The organism is Mycobacterium farcinogenes, from assembly GCF_019739075.1.
Lineage (GTDB): Bacteria > Actinomycetota > Actinomycetes > Mycobacteriales > Mycobacteriaceae > Mycobacterium > Mycobacterium senegalense.
Genome location: NZ_CP081673.1, coordinates 5,464,835 through 5,481,918 on the forward strand (window position 1 = coordinate 5,464,835; position 17,084 = coordinate 5,481,918).

The following is a 17,084-nucleotide window of genomic DNA, read 5'->3' on the forward strand; positions in this document are numbered from 1 at the left end:
CGGCTAAAGGTCCAACTCGATTTCGTCGACGCTTCCTGCCGGAGCTCGGTTGGTGCGCGCGTGCGCTTCCCGCTCCGCCGGCGTCAGTTCGTCGGAGCTGACTGTGAGGTGGTAATCGCGGCGTGGATTGAAGTCCTCGAAGAGGTCCACGCGGTCGAGGACGTCGGACACCAACTTCTTGAGGAAGAGCCGCGGTGCGATTCCAGTTCGTCCACCCAACTCTCCGCCTACCGCGGCAGCGAGGTTCTTCAAGTATTCGTCGTCGACGACGCTCCTGATGCGCTCAGGATCCTTAGCTCCGGCCGCGTAGATGTCCCGAACACGACTACCGAGCTCCAAGAGCGACTCGGGTGTAAAGCCGGTAAGGCGGACCTGTGTTGCGCGCGGATTGTCGAAGCGCGCGTCGGTGGTGAAGTCAGTTTGAAGACGTTGGGCCAACGGGGGAAGACGTTGCACGCCTTGTTGTCCGTCGAAGAACGCGGGCGTTCCCGTGAGTAGCAGATACAGACCGGGGAATCGGCCGCCGTCGATCTCATCCATGAGCTGACGAAGTGCGTTCAGCGACTTCTCCCGAACGTCGCTTCTCATGCGTTGCAACGTCTCAACTTCATCGAAAACAATGACAAGCCCCACGTAGTCCGAATCGCGAAGAACCGTGAGGAGGCCTTGAAGGAAACCGAGAGCACCGAAATGGTCGAGGTCGCCGCGCACTCCGGCGGCACGCTTCACTGAGGCCGCTACGTGAGGCTGACCACCTAGCCATGCCAATAGTCCATCTGCCTCCGCAGTGTTACCCGCAGCCTGTGCCAACCGATACTGCCGCAGCACCGCGGCGAAGGCCGGCGCCTCCTTCGAGACATCTGAGAGCCGGCGGTGAAGAAGTTCGAGTGTTTCTTCCGAACCGGTCGGATGTCCGGCCCCGTCTTTGACGTCGTGATCGAGGATGTAGAACCAACCATCAATGACGTCTCTAAGAGCGCCCGACTGGGTGGTCGAGGTGGAGAGGTTCTCGGTGATCCGCCGATACACGGTCTCCAACTTGTGCAGGGGCGTCTCCGTCTCGCTGATCTGCACTTCGGAGGTTGCAAACCCTGCACGCTTGGCACGCTCGGTGAGCCAGCGAGAAAAGAAGGTTTTACCGGAGCCATACTCGCCGCGGACGGCTTTGAAGACGGCGCCTCCGCCCGAAACCGTTTGCAGCTCTTCATCGATCGCGTCCTCGAAGCGACCCAGACCGACAGCGAGGACGTCGAGCCCTTGTTGTGGCACGGTGCCGCGGCGCAGCGCATCGATGATGTCCTTGCGACGGCGCGGGCTGATTCCGCCAGAGGGCTCGGTCATCTCGTACCTTTGACGTCGAATTGCTCACGCAGGAGGTGCTCATCGAGCCGCAGGGTGACGCCATCGGTATCGAGCTCGATTACGCCGTACCCGTCGACATTGAACAACCGGCGAACGGCCGCGAAGACCTGTCCAAACTCGGTGGTTGGAATTCCGACGGCGGCGGCCACCGTGTCTTGATGAGCGCGACCACCACGATCCACCAGTGCGCGCAAGAACGCCCCGGCAGTTCCGTCGTCGAGCGCACGCCGACCAGCCATCCGCTTCTGCTCGGCGTACGTAGTCGATGCAAGCACCGCTTCGACCACCCCCGCAGGGGCTTTCGTCGACGTGGGCAACTCGTGGAGTTCGAACAATCCTTCACCTTGACCCGACGTCTTCGTCTTCGTCTTCGTCAGCTGACCGGTGGGCTTCGTCGGCTCCTCCGCGGTGGAGGCGATCGGATCGTTCCACCACAACGGCACCTGCGGCGCGGCCTGCTCCCACCCAGGTGCCCCAGCCGCCACTGCAGCAGCTTGAAACACGAGTACTGGAATCGTCAGCTCCGCGAGGCTGGCACCACCGTGGTAGCCCGCATGTCGGGGGCCGTAGTGCGCGTCATCACGCCAGAGCAGCACGGCTTCGCCTCCTGGTGCGATCACCCGCGGGCCAGATACGAGCACTTCTCCATCGCCAGCAGCACCAGTCGAGGCCGGCCGCCAACGGGAATCGGCACCGCTGACGCTCAGTGCCTCGGTACCACGCTCGACGACGTGGCCGTGATCGGACGTCAGGATGACTGCGCGCCGGGCAGAGATGGCGGCCTCCAGGAGCGCTCGCAGAGGATCGAGCGAACGCAAATCCCAATCCCACGCGGACATGTCGTTCTTATGGGTCGCATCATCAATTCCGTTGATCACCACTCCGACAACGGGAATGGCGCCATCCCGCACCGCGGCCATCACCCCGCTAGGCAGCGAAGCACCACCTTCAGACCTCAGGTCGTTCTTATGGAAGAGCTTTGCACCGGGGAATGCCGTTGAGAGCCCGCGTTTCTCATCCTCACCGGTACCTGAGCAGATCTCACCGCAGAACAATGAAGCGCGAGAGACGTTGGTCAGCGATGGCAACGCCGCCACCACAGAACGCCGTGCGTGCGTTGACGATGGAACCCACTCCACAAGGCCCAGCCGGGCAACTTCGGACGCGAGCGCTGTCGCTATGGCGCTACTCATTCCATCCAGCACGATGAGAAGTGCACCGCCTTGGCGACGCCACGGATCAACGATCTCGGCGAGCAGGCGCTCCACACCGATCGCGTGTTGGTCGTCAGCCCCGTTGACTTGGTCGAGTCGCGATGCTGCGGCGCGATCACGCTGCTTGCGCCGGGCGTGCACCTTGTCGAGAAGTAGTTGATACGCAGCCGTGACAGTCGGGTCATCGGAACCATGCCACACAGCACCGATGGCGGCGTCCACCCACGCGCCGTCGTTCATCTGCCGTTGGAGATCGCTACCGAGTGATGCTGAGGAATTCTCATTGGTGGCAAGCCAGCGATAGAGGCGCACGGCCATCGTCGGCGCCTGCGAGGCATCGGCGTCACGGTGTGCAAGGACGTGGGCCAGTGCCTGCTCGACGTTGTCACCAGAGGTCAGCGCCGACGCGAGTCCACGGACACGTGCCAGATACCCAGGATGCAGGACGGCCGATCGGTCAGTTCCCTCAGTCCAGCCGAGGTCACCGAGCAGTGCTTCTGCTTGCTGCAAGGCGACACCCAGTTCGGGAGGGTTATCCACCTCTAGGCGCAGGACAGCCGCCTTGGCCAGTTGCGCAGTGGCTTTCGCGACGTCGGCAGGAACCGCCTTCCCAGCGATGAAGGCCTCGACCCGCACCCGCGCGGAAACCTGTGTCTCCGTGGGCGGAACACCGTCCTCAGGCCACAAGACGTCCAACACCAGGCCAACGGCAAGTGGGGTGACGTGCTCGTTGCGCTGAGCGATCTGCAGGGCAACGGCTGCAGGATCGCCCAATTCGGTTCCAGCCCAATCGACCAGGTGCGCACGCAACGGCGCATCAACAGCGGCCCACGCAGCGCGCACGTTTCGTCTCCCCAAAGCCGTCAGGAGCAGAACTCCGTCCAGCTGAGCCTCGGCGCTCAGTCCGAGGACACGTGCGAGGAGAGAACCGACGGCATGGCGAGCGGTGAGCGCGGGTTCAACCGATCGCGGCCATCCACCTGGTGGCTGGTGATCGAGCAGTGCTGTTGCGGCCCAGTCCAGACGCCGGAGGTCGCGACCGACCTCGATCGCCCCAGGAAACAGCCGAGGAACGGCCTGCCACTCATCTGGCAGTTCAATGACATTCTTGTACGCACGAGCAAGTACGGCGTCGCCAAGATCCTCCGCTGGCCGGTCGGTCAGAACGATTGCTCGCTCATCAGTTGCCAACGACGCGAGGATGTCGAGAACGGCGAGCTGAGACACACCTGGCAGTACTCGGACAACTGCGTCCCCAACCTTGACATCTCCGTGTCTCCACTCGGGACGCGCACGAAGCAAAAGGATCTGGGCATCCGACTTGACCAGGTCTGCTGCTCTCTGCTGCACCATCGCCGGCGAGACGCTGACGGTGCGGAGCCGCTCGCTCAGAACCATCGCCAGTCAATCCTCAACTTCTTGCCCTCAACCGGACGGCTGAGCTCGGCTGTCAGATTCTTGACGAGAGACTCGAGCTGCGAGACAGCCTCGACTTCGATCGTGTGTTGCTGGCTGGCACGTGCTTCGGCTTCGCGTTGCGCCTCCTCTTGCCGACGGCGGAACTCCTCTTCCTGTTCCCGCAACCGACGTTCGCGGTCGGCGGCCTCCTGCTCGCGTCGCTTGAGTTCATCTTCCTGCTCGCGTCGACGTTGGTCCTCTTGCTCACGACGGATTCGTTCTTGTTCCTCGGCGGCCGCATGGTCCGGCTTGGGATCCTTGGGACGCTGCTCGACAAGGATCTGGGTGATCTCTCGAGCTGCTGAGGCAAGGGCGGGAGCCAAATCCGCGTGCATCTGGTCGGCTTCGGCAGCGGCCCGCAACGTGCCAACTACAGCGGCGGACCGCTCTCCACCCAAACTCGGAAGTTGATTCAGGAGCTGCCAATTCGCACCCTGAATAGCTGCCGCAACATCGCCTGCAGAGGCGAGCGATCGGGCGAGCGGCTGCAGTTCGTCCGGCAAGTCAAATTCGGCAACCACCCGAATCCGGCCGACGTGATCTGCGGCATCGCGCAAAGCCCCGATCAGATCCCGTGCACGACGCGCAGTACCAAGGCGGGGACTCACGTCCTCCAAGCCGAGCACGTCGCTGTGCCCTTCAAGGGCTCCGACAAGGTCAGTCACTCCCCGGTCAACGTGCCGGACCTTCTCCATCAATTCATCGCCAAGCCGCTGTACGGCACTGCTAGACAGGTGGTGCTCATTGGCTCCGATTCCGAACAACGCTTTAACGCGAACAAGCGCGTTGGCCCAGTCCTCCGAACTTGGGAGCACTGGCTCCTGGAGGATGATGTCGTTGGCCAGTCCGCCGATCCCCGGCGAACCTGCTGACGACCCGTGACGGCGCAGTTGTCGATCAGTGAGTGCCACCCACGCCAGAATCAACAGGTCCTGGGCATCGGTGGTCATGCCCGTGGGTGCGAGCGCGGTCCGGAGCGTGCCGACGGTCGGATCGCCACTGACGAGGGCCTTCGTGAAGTCGTCATGCCAGGCAAAACGCACCGTGTCCAGGACGTAGGTCACTTCGCTCAGGGCGCCGACCCCGTAGGCATCGACCACCCTCCGCACCTTGCCCGCAGTGGTTCTGTCGACGGTGTCGATGCGTCCGCCCTGTGCCATTGCATTGCGTGCGAGGTCGAGCACGGCGCTGAACTCAGTCCTGCGGACTTCGTCAGTACCGCGATCGACAGCGGGATGGGTCGGGAAACGCGCATCAAGGCCGCCTCCGAGAACTGCCACGACGGCATCGGCAAAGGAGGGCGAAGACGGTTTCTGCGGGTCGTAGTCGGGTGCGAGGGTGACGAAGGTGTTCCCTTCGGGCACTCGTTCGCCTAGGTGATCATCGGTCGGCGCATCGATGCTGTACGACTGACGCAATGCCAGCACGATCTGTTCGCGCAGGGAATCTCGTTGGTTGGTGAGTTGCCTTCGGGCAGGCTCGCGGTCGGTGACCGGTAGGGATGTCGAATACTGGTCGAACCGCGCGCCGGTCAGTAGGTAGTCAAGCACGACAAGTTTGCCGATGTCGTCCATGCGCGAAGCGGTCAGGAAGTGAGGCAGCCACGCGATCGTGTCGCTCTCCAGACCGTCCAGCTTGAGTTGTACGAGGCGCAACACATCGTCGGACGGGGGGTGGCCCGCGTCGTCAAACGGGAAGTCGATCACCAGTTTCCAGCGCCCGCCGGTGGACGTGAGAGCGCCATCAGGGAGCGCCCTCGCGTCACGGACGTTGCCGAACACCACATCAACCTCACGCTTTTGGCCCCGCCACACATGAGCGAGGGAGTAATCGCTACCCAACGTGCCGGTCGGCGAGGCACCGATCTGCTCGGCGAGAAGCCGCCGCAGCAGGCCGCGCCGGTTTTCGTGAGTGTCTTCGTTCTGTACGTGGACAAGGACCGAGTCATAGTCGACGCCCGATAGTTGCAAGGTGATGACCGGATCACCCGCCTGCGAACCGATGGTGATTTCACCGAACTCTTTCGTCCACTCGCGGGCAAGTGCGACCACCTGGACTGCTTCCTGCCCAGGAATCATCGTGACCACCGTGCCGAAGTTGAGCGCCGCCAGCTTCGAGGCCGTGAGGTCCTTCAGCGAGGCTGCGCCCGGGGCGATGGCAGCGACCAGAAGCGTCTTGGCGAGCCGGTCGTCGCGCCGGAAGGGGTGGTTCCGCGCCAGTCCTTTCGCTTCCTCGTCGGTAAGGCTGTGCCGATTCAGCAGGTAGGGGCGCATCTTTCGGGTGTAGAAGGCGCGGGCGGCACGAAACAGGTTCTTCATGTCGTCGGTCAGCGGCTCGGCGTCGCCTAAGACGACGACATCGAAGAGGTCGCCGACAGGGATCACGTCGCCGACGGTCAACTCGTTACGACCGCGCGACAACAACTCACTCATGATCTTCAGCGCGGTGCGTTCGCGCTGCATGATCGCCGAGAGCGCGACCATCGCATCCACCAGCGCGGGCGAGAACGGGTAGACCTGCTCGAAATCAACTGCGGCCGAGCCGGCTTCGTCCGTGAGCAGGTATTTGAAGGCCACCGGGTTCGTGCGCACCCGGTCCACCGCCGCGGCCAGGGCATCCCGACCGACGTCATTGGTCGGCTCGAGGAGTCGCTTGTTGACAATCTGAGGAAGGTTGGCAGCGGCGAGGGTGATCTTCTCGAAGCGGCCCTCCCACCACTGGAAGGAGTCGTCGAGTGCGACCTGTTCAGCACCGACCGCCCCGCCGCCGAGGAAATCCTTGAGGTTTCGCTGACGAGCAACGAAGGACACCAGCGGAATTGGCAGTGTGCCGATGCCGGTCTCGACGAGCTTGGCGACCTTTGAGGTCTCGGTCTGAATGAAGGCGGTGTCGCGCAGGTGGTTGGCGAGCCACAGCACCAGCTCGTCGAGGAAGAGCACGACCCCGTCGTAACCGAGGTTCTTGGCGTGCGCGGTCATGGCTTGCAGGCCGTCGGTCATGTCCAGCCAGGTGCCGGTGTTCTCGAAGGCCGGGAAATAGGTGCGAACGAGGTCGGCGACGACACGCTGACGGTCGGCATCACCTGCCGGCTTGGTCCGAGCAGCGTCATACAGCTCAGGATTCAAGGTGGCGGCAAACGTGCCCCAGCCGGAGGAACCCGAGCCGCTTGCCTCGAACCGGGCGAAGAACTGTTCGTCCCCGAGCTGCGCGCGCAACTGATCGGCGTTCTCGAACAGCGAATCCGAGCGATGAAGCACCGGAACCGGCGCACCTGGGTGCCGCTTCTTCATGGTCGCGAGATAGCCACCGAAGAGCGCTGACTCGAACGACTCTGCCCCAATGAGGTGGAAGTCGATTGCGAGCAGTTTGCGGGTGAGCAGGGCCTCATGCTTGGCGACTTGAGCCTGGAGGCCAGGCAGTGCCTTGGCCTGTGCATTGCCGGCAAGCAGTAGATGCATGACGGCCATGTAGTGCGACTTACCGGAACCGAACGAGCCGTGGATGAAGGCGCCCTTGGAGGATCCGCTCGACAGCGTGGCCTCGACCAGCGTCAGTCCCTTCTCGAACGACTCCGCGATCGACTCTGTGACTACATAGTCGGCCAGCGTTTGAGACGCCGCTTCTTGTGCGCGGTGGATCTGTAGGACGAAGTCGTCGTCGTGGACGGCGTACGGGATGTCGATCGCATCCCGCAACGGCAACGACAAGTCTGTCATCGCGACGCCCTCCGTCCACGAGTTGCGGCCGGCGGCTTCCACTCCGTCACCTGATCGCGTGTCTTCTCCATACGGGCAAGGTACTGGTCGACCATGCCCGTGATGACCGAAGCGGGGCTGGCGCCAAACTGCGGTTCGATCTCCGAGTGCCACTGCGCCAGCCAGGGCTCCAACTCCACCAAACCCGCCACCAACGGCTCCAAGGCCTCGTCGTCGGCACCGAGCGCCTGCTGGACAGGAATCTCACGGGCAAGGGCAAGTGCCTGATCGCGGTGGGACCAACCGGCCCAACCGAACACCGGTGTCGCGTCGCCTTCGCGCGCAACACCGGGATACGCAATGAAGCGTTCCTTGGGGACGTCGAGCTTGCCGCGTGCCTTCCAGTACGTGGTCTTCCGAAAGTCGCCCTGCGTGTATTTCGGCGGCACCGGGATAGTGACCTTTTCACCGGCATCCTCACGCCGCTGCAGCGCCCACACGCTCTGCCACGCCCGGTACTTCTCGACGCCGGCAGGCTTGTAGCGGTGCGCGGCCAAGAATGGCACAGCGTCGTCGGAAACCAGACCGCCAATCACAGCGGCAAGGTCCGGCTCAGCGGTGCCAGTGAGGGCGCGAGCGAGCTCCTTAAGTACCTGCTCGGTTCGGAGCAGGTCAGCGAGTTCAGCCACCGACCTGATAATCGGCCCCTGCGGGTCCTGCCACAGGGCCGGGTCTTCAAGCCGGTCGAGGATTGCCGCTTGCAGGGCCTCAACCCGTTGCGCCTCCCAAGGTGTGGCAGCCCAGCGGCGCTTGAACTCTGGTTTTTCTAAGAGCCGGATGGATCTGTCGGATTCCATCAGGTCTAGGCGACGCTGGACGAGGGCCATGTAGTCGTCTGGCCACGGGCCGGGGAGTTCGGTAAGTTCCGGGTACCGATGGTTCCAGTGACGGAACCATGAGGTTTCAGTCCTCCCGTCCCGCACGTCCCGGGCAAGCGCTATGGCGAACGCGCGCTCTTCTGAGTGGATGCCACCAATCCGAGAGCCATGGTAATTCAGGTCGTCATCGATAAGTCCGTAGAGCTGGTAGACTTCCCAATCCAACTCCTCCTGCTCGAAAATCATCCGTGTCAAGAGCCGATGCCATTCAGTCTGCGCTCTTGCGAGAGCATCACTAAGCATCCCGGTGGAGCTATCGAGCCAGGCCCTCACTACAGCATATGGCGCGGCCTCAGCTAACTCTCGTGCCAGCTCGTCAAGGATGCGTCCACGGTCCAGCGGAAGATTCGTCGGCAGCGGGAACTGCTCAAGCTTGGTGCCGGTGAACTCGTATCGGTGCTCCCACGGTTCGTCTGCCCCTGCGCCGTCAGCACTCGGTCTGCCCTTATTGTGGCTAACTTGCTTGAGCCAAAAGCACGCCGTCGACGAGTTCAAGACGCCCATCAACTCTAAGTGCTGTTCCTCCGTCGCGTCCTCAGGCAGTTTGATGACCGGCGCGGATCGGTTGAAGACCTTTCCACCACGGTCAAAAACGAAATGGTTGTGTGTCGCAACGAAGGCAAAGACGATGGAGTACGGCGTCAGTAGCTTCGATGAGTAGCTCTCGAGATGCACCCACCACGGCAGTTCGCGGTCCCTGAACGTCTTCCCGAAGACGGTTCGATCGGTCAACACACGACGGAGTGGCCAAAGGTGTTGAGAAACTGGCCCGTCGGGCACTGGTTCTGAATTCGACGCGTCAAGGTAGGGATTGATGGCGTAAGTGTTCGAGTTCACTCGATAATCGCGCACATGCTCCCCAAGCACAAACTCCCGTATTGGAATACCGTTAAGCGAAAGTCGCTTTGCAGCAGGGCGTGGATAGATCCAAGCGTCGTCTTCCCCGACAACTGTCGTGCGCCCTATCTCCAAGACGATCGGTTTGAGCAGCGTAGTTCCCCGCCCCAGCTGCTCCATGACGGCCGGCGCTCCGCCACCGCTCAACGACCACGGATGCGCAGTCAGAACCGCGCGGTGGAGTTCCGTGACCGTGACGTAGGTCCCGTCAAAAGCAGACTCGGCGAAGTGCCCAACGATCTCGGCCCATACCAAACCCTTTGATGGGTCGCCAGGCTGGCTAGGTTCGCTACGAAGCCCCAAGATCGCCCGTACGTGATCGCTGTTTGGACGACGACGACGTCCAAACAGGATCACAGTCGGAGTGCCGTGACCAGGAATGTAGGCGCCAGAGGTGTCTATAACGGCGGTTAGGTCGACGGGGTTGCTAACGTCGTGTCCGGCAAAGATGTACTCGATGAGCTTCTTTCCGAACTCCCGCTTCATGAAGGAGTTCGCGGTGATCTGGCCTACATAGCCGGCGCCCTGCCCGTGCTCGCCACGGATGGCAAGCCGGAACAGCAATTCAATGAATGGCGCAGACAGCGCGTAAGGACCCGATGCTGACACGTACGCGACCCTGTATCGCGCACTAAGAGTCAGATCCTTCGGCGTTATGTACGGAGGATTTCCGACAACGACATGGTACTGACCTGGCTGGAGGATGCCGAAGTACTCGTTGAGATCCTCAGTGTCGTAAGTGAATCCAGGCGCTGCATCGTCCTCATCGAAGTCAAAGGTCTGATCAAGGCCACCCCGGATGCCAAGAAGTGAATCACCAATGGCGAGGCGGCACCCCATCGCAGGCACCCCGACAAGCGAGCGCTCTCCCGCCGCCGTCAAGCCGGCGACGGTAAGGCGGAACCGCGCGATTGCTACCGCAAAGGGGTTGATATCCACACCATGGATCGACGCCATCGCGCGGCGCACCCGTTCTTTGGCGTCCAGCCCGGGCGCAGCTTCGAGCCACGCCTGGTTGAGTCGCTCAAACGCCCCGAGCAAGAAGTGCCCGGACCCGCAAGCGGGGTCGATCAGCTTGAGTCCTTCGAGTCCGAACTCCGCAATAGCCGGAGTTAGCGTCTGGTCGAGGATGAACTCCTCCACGAACACCGGCGTTTGCAACAACGCGTAGGTCTTCTTGGCATGCTCGGAGAGATCCTGGTAAAGGTCACCGAGAAAGCGGGTTTCCAGGTTGGGGTCGGTGAAGTCGTGGGCGAGGGTGCCGTCGTCGTTGGTGCGACGCCAGAAAGCGATCAGCGCGGTCGCGGACTCCGGGCTGATCTCGGCCTTCCACACCGGGTTGTGTTTCGGGTCGACCAATGCCTGACCGGCCGGCTGTGCGGCGAGGACGCTAAAGCCCTGCTGGAGCCAGTGGCGGCGATTGTGGGTGGGGTTGTCGCGAAAATAGGCGGTGAGGTTCTCTTCGGCGCGCTGCACGCGGTCGCCGGGACCGGCGATCCAGCCAACGGCGGTAGGCAGACCGTCGATTTTGGCACCGACAAGAAGATCATTGTCCTCACAGAAGCGCAGAAAGGTCGTCGAGACAATCCACGCGACGGCAGCCTGCTCGACTTCGTTGTCGCGCCAGTCCACCCAGTCCCAGCCGGTCCGCTCGCAGCGGAACGCTTCGGCGTACTCCTCCTTCAATCGCTCGCCCCAGGGGTTCGAGGGGTCGTCTGCACGCTGTTTCAGGTCAGCTTGGAGAAGCTTGAGCTGCGCCTTGAGGTCGGCGAGGAGGGCGGACGAGTCGATCACTTTTGGGCTCCTGAGTTACTGCGAGTCACTGTGTGCTCCATAAGGAGCGAGAGGTCTGCGGGCAGCTCAACCCAGCCGCTGGGACCGAGCGGCACGGGCTTGCCCTCCAGCAAGGGGACGGCTTGGCTGCCCTGTTTGGCTACCAGTAGCCAGCGGGCAGCTGGTCGGGGAGTTCCGACATCGAGCAGCGTCGAAAGAAGCTCTGCCATGCCGTATCTCACGAGCGGTCCGGCATTGACGATGAGCAACGGCTTGTCCGTTGCGAGTCTTTCCTCCCAGGCTGGTTTCAGGGCTCGCTGGACAAGGCCCACGAGGTTCGACCAGTCTCCGCTGTCTTTTTGGCTGGCATCAACGCCCAGAACGAACTCCCAACTTGCCCCGTGCTGGTTGGCGAGTGCGCGCGTCGTGTTCACAACGAGTGATGCGACATCGAGCACTTCCACTGCGTACCGGGTCGAAAGTTCGTGTGTTGCTTTCACGTATCGCTTGGGCGGTGTGGTCAGGGTGAGCGCGCCGTTACGCGAGAGCGACTCTTCCAACTTCGTCGCGGCCTCTGCGACCACAACCGGCGCGAAGACCGTGAAACCGCTGGCGGTATGCGTCGCCGAGCGCACTTCGGAAGCTAGCTCATAAACACCGTTGCGGTTCACCACGCCTGGCAGGGCCGCGGAAACGAGTGCATCGAGTCGTTGCGAGGCAGCTGGGAGCGCCACCTCCGGGAAGCGTGCTACCACACTGCGCCGGACGGCGGTCTCGCTGATGCGCCGGCCAGGCTTGCCGCGCAATGCGCGCTCGACGGCTTCCTGGGGGTCGAGGCCAACCGGGTACAGCTCGTCGAACCCCGAGACGGCAGCCTTTGTCGAGACGGAGGCGGCCAGAGTCAAGAGCCGACGCCCTGTCAGGTCCGAAAGCGGGAAAGCTCCTGCCTCACTTACGATTTCAACCAGGGCAGTATTCGCTGTTGCGACCGGCACGACCCCGGCACCCACGAGGTCATCTGCTCGGCGCCCCAACTCGATTGCCGTCTCCGTCAGGATGTCGGCCGGCGCGAACTCGTGCCCTGTTTCATCAGGGTCTGCTGTCTCTCGGAGTGCGATGAGGTCGGGACGCTTCCCGATACCTCGCCGCAGTTCCAACGCTGGCTCGGGCATACGCGCATCTACCTCGTACGCTGCCCGCAGCAAGGCGGCACCTTGCCGAAGGCGATCGTCCCCGTCCAAGAGAGAACCGCGCTGGGCAACCAATGCGTTCGCGAGGTACGTCACCGCCATCACTCGGCCGTTGCGGGCAAGGAGTGTGGCCGCTTCGTCTCGCACGCCATCGATGGCAGGGCGGGCCTTCTTGCCCCACGCCGTGACGGCGTGATCCACCACATGCGCGACGCGCTCTCGGGTCATCCCAAGTGATTGGGCCGTGTCTCCCGTGGAGGGCCATTCACCGGCGGCCGCGTCACCAGATAGTCCAAGGAGCCGCTCGATCACCGTCTGCTCTGCACCCTTGAGCTGGTCTACGAGCAAGGAGACGAGGCGCTCTGTGCCCATCGGCTGACCGGTGTCGACGTCCTCCGCACCGCTGAGCCGTGACCGCCAGCCGCGAATCCTTGCCTGAATCTCCTTGCGGTAGGTCTCCCCGAGGCCTCGTATCGAGTTGATCCGGGTCGGGTGGACACCCAACAATTGCCCGACGGTCGCCACATCGAGACGCGACACGCCGGACAACGCACGCGCGGACAGGCCCGCGCGCTCCAAAGGGGTGTCGAGCGTAGCGGCGTCGGCGAGGTCGTCGCTTCCAGCCCCGCCATCCTCCTCTGTGTCAAGAGCGGCGAACACTCCCTGCCACGCGACTGCCAACTCATCAGCGTTGCTGAATCGTGAACCGATGTCGGGGCTTAGAGCACGTTGGAAGAATGCCGTGAGCTGAGTTGCCACGGCCGGCTCGAAGCTTGTGGGCTCGATGATCGGCGGGTCACTTGGGTCAGCGGGGCGTCCCGCACCCTCTCCCCACCATGGAAGCTGCCCCGTCGCCATCTCGAAGAGGGTGGTCGAGACAGCCCACAGTTCGGCTGCCCGGTCGTACTTCTGTCGCCGTCCTCGACCGAGATAAGGGTCCAGATAGCTCGGTGTGCCGGACGCGACGTTGTCAACACTCTCACTCGCGAGAGAGAAGTCGAATAGCACCAGGGACGGCCTCCTGGTGCCGGGATCTGGAGTGATGCCCAGATTCGCCGGCTTGATGTCGCGGTGAAAGACACCCTGGGATTCCAGGTAGATCATGGCTTCTAGTAATTGGCTGCCGTACTGCTCTAGCTGGCCCACCGTTGCCCGGCCCTCCTTCGAGAGTCGCGTGGCCAGCGTCTCCTTGCCAGCGTCACTGAGCAGCAGTGCGCGTCTATCTCCGACGTCGAGCGGCCCTGCGACGAGTCGCACTACCCGACGGTGATCGAGCGCTCTCAACACGTCGGCTTCCAGCGCGAGCCTGCGCCCTGCTGATTCAGTGCGAGCGACTTTGAGCACGAGCTCGCGGTTCGGATCCTCCGAGTCGGTGTCGTGGACTGCGAGCGCTACGCCGCTGGAACCTTCGCCACGACGAGCGGATACGATGAAGCGTTCGGCTACGGCGTCGCCCTTTTGCGCATCGACGGGGTCTTTCACCGGTGTCGGTTCGTCGATCTGGTCTCCTCGGCGAAGCTCGTCGCTCGCGAGCCGAAGGAGCTCCAGCACTTCCTCAATGGTTGGCAGCCGCTCCGACTCGACCGCACGAGTCGCCATCGCCACGACGTCGGCGACACCGTCAGGCATGCCTGGCGACGCTGCTCGGGGGTCAAGTGCACCCGCGTCCGACAGCCGTTGTTCCAACTCCACAAAAGTTTCGGCTGGCGGCTTTCCCGTCAAAATAAGATAGGCCAGGACGCCAAACCCATAGACGTCCAACGGAATTGGCGGGAGCCCGTCGACAGAATGACGAGCCTCGGGTGCGAGCCAGATCCAATCATCCTGATCCGCCACACCCATGATGTCGTCGACACCTGCACTTATAGCGGTCAGTCGGGATACGTTCCGGGTCGAGCTGTCACGTTGAGCGAAGTACCAGTCCCGGATCGTTAGATGCGGCAGGTCGTCGGCACCCGGAGTCGCCCACACACGCCGCGGCGACAATGCTCGATGGCGCAGGTGGACGTTATGGGCGGACCGCAGAATCTCTCCCAAGCGAATCACCAGAGCGATGCGCTGCTCAAGATCGAGCTCGGTGCCCTCCCCCACGATATAGGCGTCAAGCGGGAGTTCCTTGGCGTCGTGCTCGAACACTAGAGCCGGGCCGTCATCGGTCCGCTTGAAGTCAATCGGAACCGCGATACCGCTATGGCGCAGCCCCTGGGTGAGCTGGAACTCGCGCTGCGCGAGCTGCTCGATCTGTTGGCGATCCGCGGGCGACGCCGTTGCCGGCACGTCGTACAGACGCAGCCGACGCTTGACATCGGGCAACGCCGGGAGGTTAACCAGCACGTCCTGCCAGTCCCGCCCCTGCGCGATCGGCTCATCGTCGGCAACGACAAAGTCACCCACCATCCGAACCTTAGGCGTCGGCGTGAACCCGACCGCGTCACAGAGCGCACGTACCTGTTTTGCCCGCTGGTAGTCGATCGGTTGCCGGAAATCGTGGGGCGGCTGGGCCAGGAAATCGGAGAACTTCATGAGGTGGGGCGAGGACTTGACGTGGTAGCCGTCGAGCGTCAGCACTCCGATGTCGCCGGGGGCAGCGATGTTGACGGTGCTGCCTTCACCATGCATGACCACGACGGCGTGAATGCGAGGTACCTGTCCCCTGGCGGATTGGTTCGGCGTTCGGTCCTGCAGGAGACCCTTCAGCCACTTCGCCTTGCGGTCGGCGGCGAGTCGGGGGTTCTCGACGTTGCGCTGACGATGGTTCCAACGTTGCGCGTTGCCGCGGATCGTGCCATGCCAGCCCTTGAGCTCGACGAGATACATCCCCTGAGCCGTCAGCAGGAGGACATCGACCTCGGCCGTGCGCCCTTGGTCGTTTATGAAGGTCAGGTTTGCCCAGGCGGTAGTGATGCCATCGTCTGGGAGCAGCTCGCGGAAGGCATCGAGCGCGGCGGCCTCAGCTGGACTCGCCGGCTCACCCATCACCTTCCACAGTGGAGAGTCACGCTTCATCGCATCCTGCTTTTAGGCATGGAGGCGCGCGACCCACGCACAAGTAGCAACCACAACCGCTTCACCCCGGAGACTTTATCGGCGGGACCGACAAAATGGGGACAAGAGAACCAGAATTGCCCCTCACGCCACCGCAGCACGCGCCCCCAAGTACACCTCCATCGGCATTGCCTGGCGCAAGTGCCAGGTGATTGCCATCGGCCCCATGTCTCTTCGGGAGGCTGCAGTCCTGCCGGGCTAAGGACGGCATGGGGGTGTAGCGCTAGTGCGTTGGTCACCTTTCGCACGACCGGCAGAAAGTGCGGCCCGCGCTACCGGATTCACGGCTTAGATTCCGAGTTTCGAACCACCCCGCACACACGCAACTCCTTCTTGCAGCGCCGCCCAGAGCGACACCGGTCCACTCAGCGGTCATCGCAACGACACGATGAGTGCTGCGTGATCCGATTCGCCGCGAATTCTGGGAGTTTGGTCGAACTCGCAAGTTGAAACGCGTCTGGCCAACTTTGGCGTGGCGTAGGCATGCTCGATACGGAAACCGTTGTAGGCGCCAGGACTAAACCAGGAGTACTCGCGGCGGCGGGGGTGCAGTGACCGCCATACATCTACATAGCCAGAGTCTATGAACCGTCCGGGCATCTCTGGGCCAATGAATCGAGAACCCTCAGGGTCCTTGTCCAAGTCGTTGTTACCGGTATTGAAGTCTCCGATGCACAAATCAATTCCCGAGCGGCGCGCGCGCAAGATTAGCGACTCCCAATAGGGAAGCTTTTCGCACTTTTGCGGCATGTATACACCACAGATGGCGATGCCCGTGGTGTCGGCACACCAGAGATGGCGGCCGTCGAGCGCGCCGGGAAAACTCCAGGATCGTTGGATAAGGCTGCGTGAAGCGATTAACACAGAATTCTGCGTGGCCTCAGCGCCCGGATGCGATGTTGCATATCCCGAACGCTCGAGCTCGTCAATGAGACGCACGCCGTGCTTGTTGGCCCGAAAATCACTGACTACGAGCACATCGGCGTCGTAACTCAACAACCGTGCGACTAAATTGTCCATTCGATCCTTGGTTCCCCCACCGTGCCTAATGTTGAGTGCAGCGATGCGCCGGAGGGGAACTCCATATTGCAGCGGGCCGGACGTAGATTGAGCCTGAGATATGACCTCTCGAGCGCTCGACTCAGAGTGGGCCGGCCCTGCACTCGTGTCAACAGCCTGCGCGTCGCGCCTACACGTTGCACATCGATACAAACCTTGAGCCGTCCTACCCATCCGATTCGGCGGGTGGTACCGGCCGCAACCCGGGCAATGCCGACGAGTCTCACGATTCGACTCAGTTGTCACTCGGAATTCGGATTTCTGATCCGATGCCGGCTCAGGAAGTCGCTCTTCAATAAAGCGCATTGCCGAAAGAAGCGCCCAGCCCACTTTGACAAGGCACCACAATACGCAATAGAGGATCAATAGACCGATGAATCCGTACACGATGACTGCGATTCCCGTATCCATCAGTCCCTCTTTTGGAACATATCCATGGTCACGACTCCAATC

At 62.5% G+C, this 17,084-nt stretch carries 6 protein-coding genes; all 6 read right to left on the bottom strand.

The window, feature by feature from the left end:
• Positions 1–3: 3 nt before the first annotated feature.
• The 6 genes from brxD to K6L26_RS26100 all read right to left on the bottom strand — a co-directional run bounded on the left by brxD (position 4) and on the right by K6L26_RS26100 (position 16,694).
• Positions 4–1,341, bottom strand: coding sequence for a BREX system ATP-binding protein BrxD (gene brxD / locus K6L26_RS26075; RefSeq protein ID WP_221852020.1), 1,338 nt, complete (start codon positions 1,339–1,341; stop codon positions 4–6).
• A complete protein-coding gene (gene pglZ, locus K6L26_RS26080; RefSeq protein WP_221852022.1) occupies positions 1,338–3,974 on the bottom strand; it encodes a BREX-2 system phosphatase PglZ in 2,637 nt (878 codons plus the stop codon). The genes brxD and pglZ overlap by 4 nt, the downstream gene beginning before the upstream one ends.
• Positions 3,965–7,792 (bottom strand): DUF6079 family protein, encoded by a 3,828-nt coding sequence (locus K6L26_RS26085; RefSeq protein WP_221852024.1) that lies wholly within the window; start codon positions 7,790–7,792, stop codon positions 3,965–3,967. The genes pglZ and K6L26_RS26085 overlap by 10 nt, the downstream gene beginning before the upstream one ends.
• Positions 7,747–11,358, bottom strand: a complete 3,612-nt coding sequence (gene pglX, locus K6L26_RS26090; RefSeq protein ID WP_221852026.1) for a BREX-2 system adenine-specific DNA-methyltransferase PglX — start codon at positions 11,356–11,358, stop codon at positions 7,747–7,749. Before pglX ends, K6L26_RS26085 begins: the two co-directional genes overlap by 46 nt.
• The gene (pglW, locus tag K6L26_RS26095) at positions 11,355–15,533 is read right to left on the bottom strand and encodes a BREX system serine/threonine kinase PglW (protein WP_221852028.1); all 4,179 of its coding nucleotides are present in this window, start codon (positions 15,531–15,533) and stop codon (positions 11,355–11,357) included. Before pglW ends, pglX begins: the two co-directional genes overlap by 4 nt.
• A 411-nt stretch (positions 15,534–15,944) precedes the next feature.
• A complete protein-coding gene (locus K6L26_RS26100; RefSeq protein WP_342394418.1) occupies positions 15,945–16,694 on the bottom strand; it encodes an endonuclease/exonuclease/phosphatase family protein in 750 nt (249 codons plus the stop codon).
• Positions 16,695–17,084: the final 390 nt, after the last annotated feature.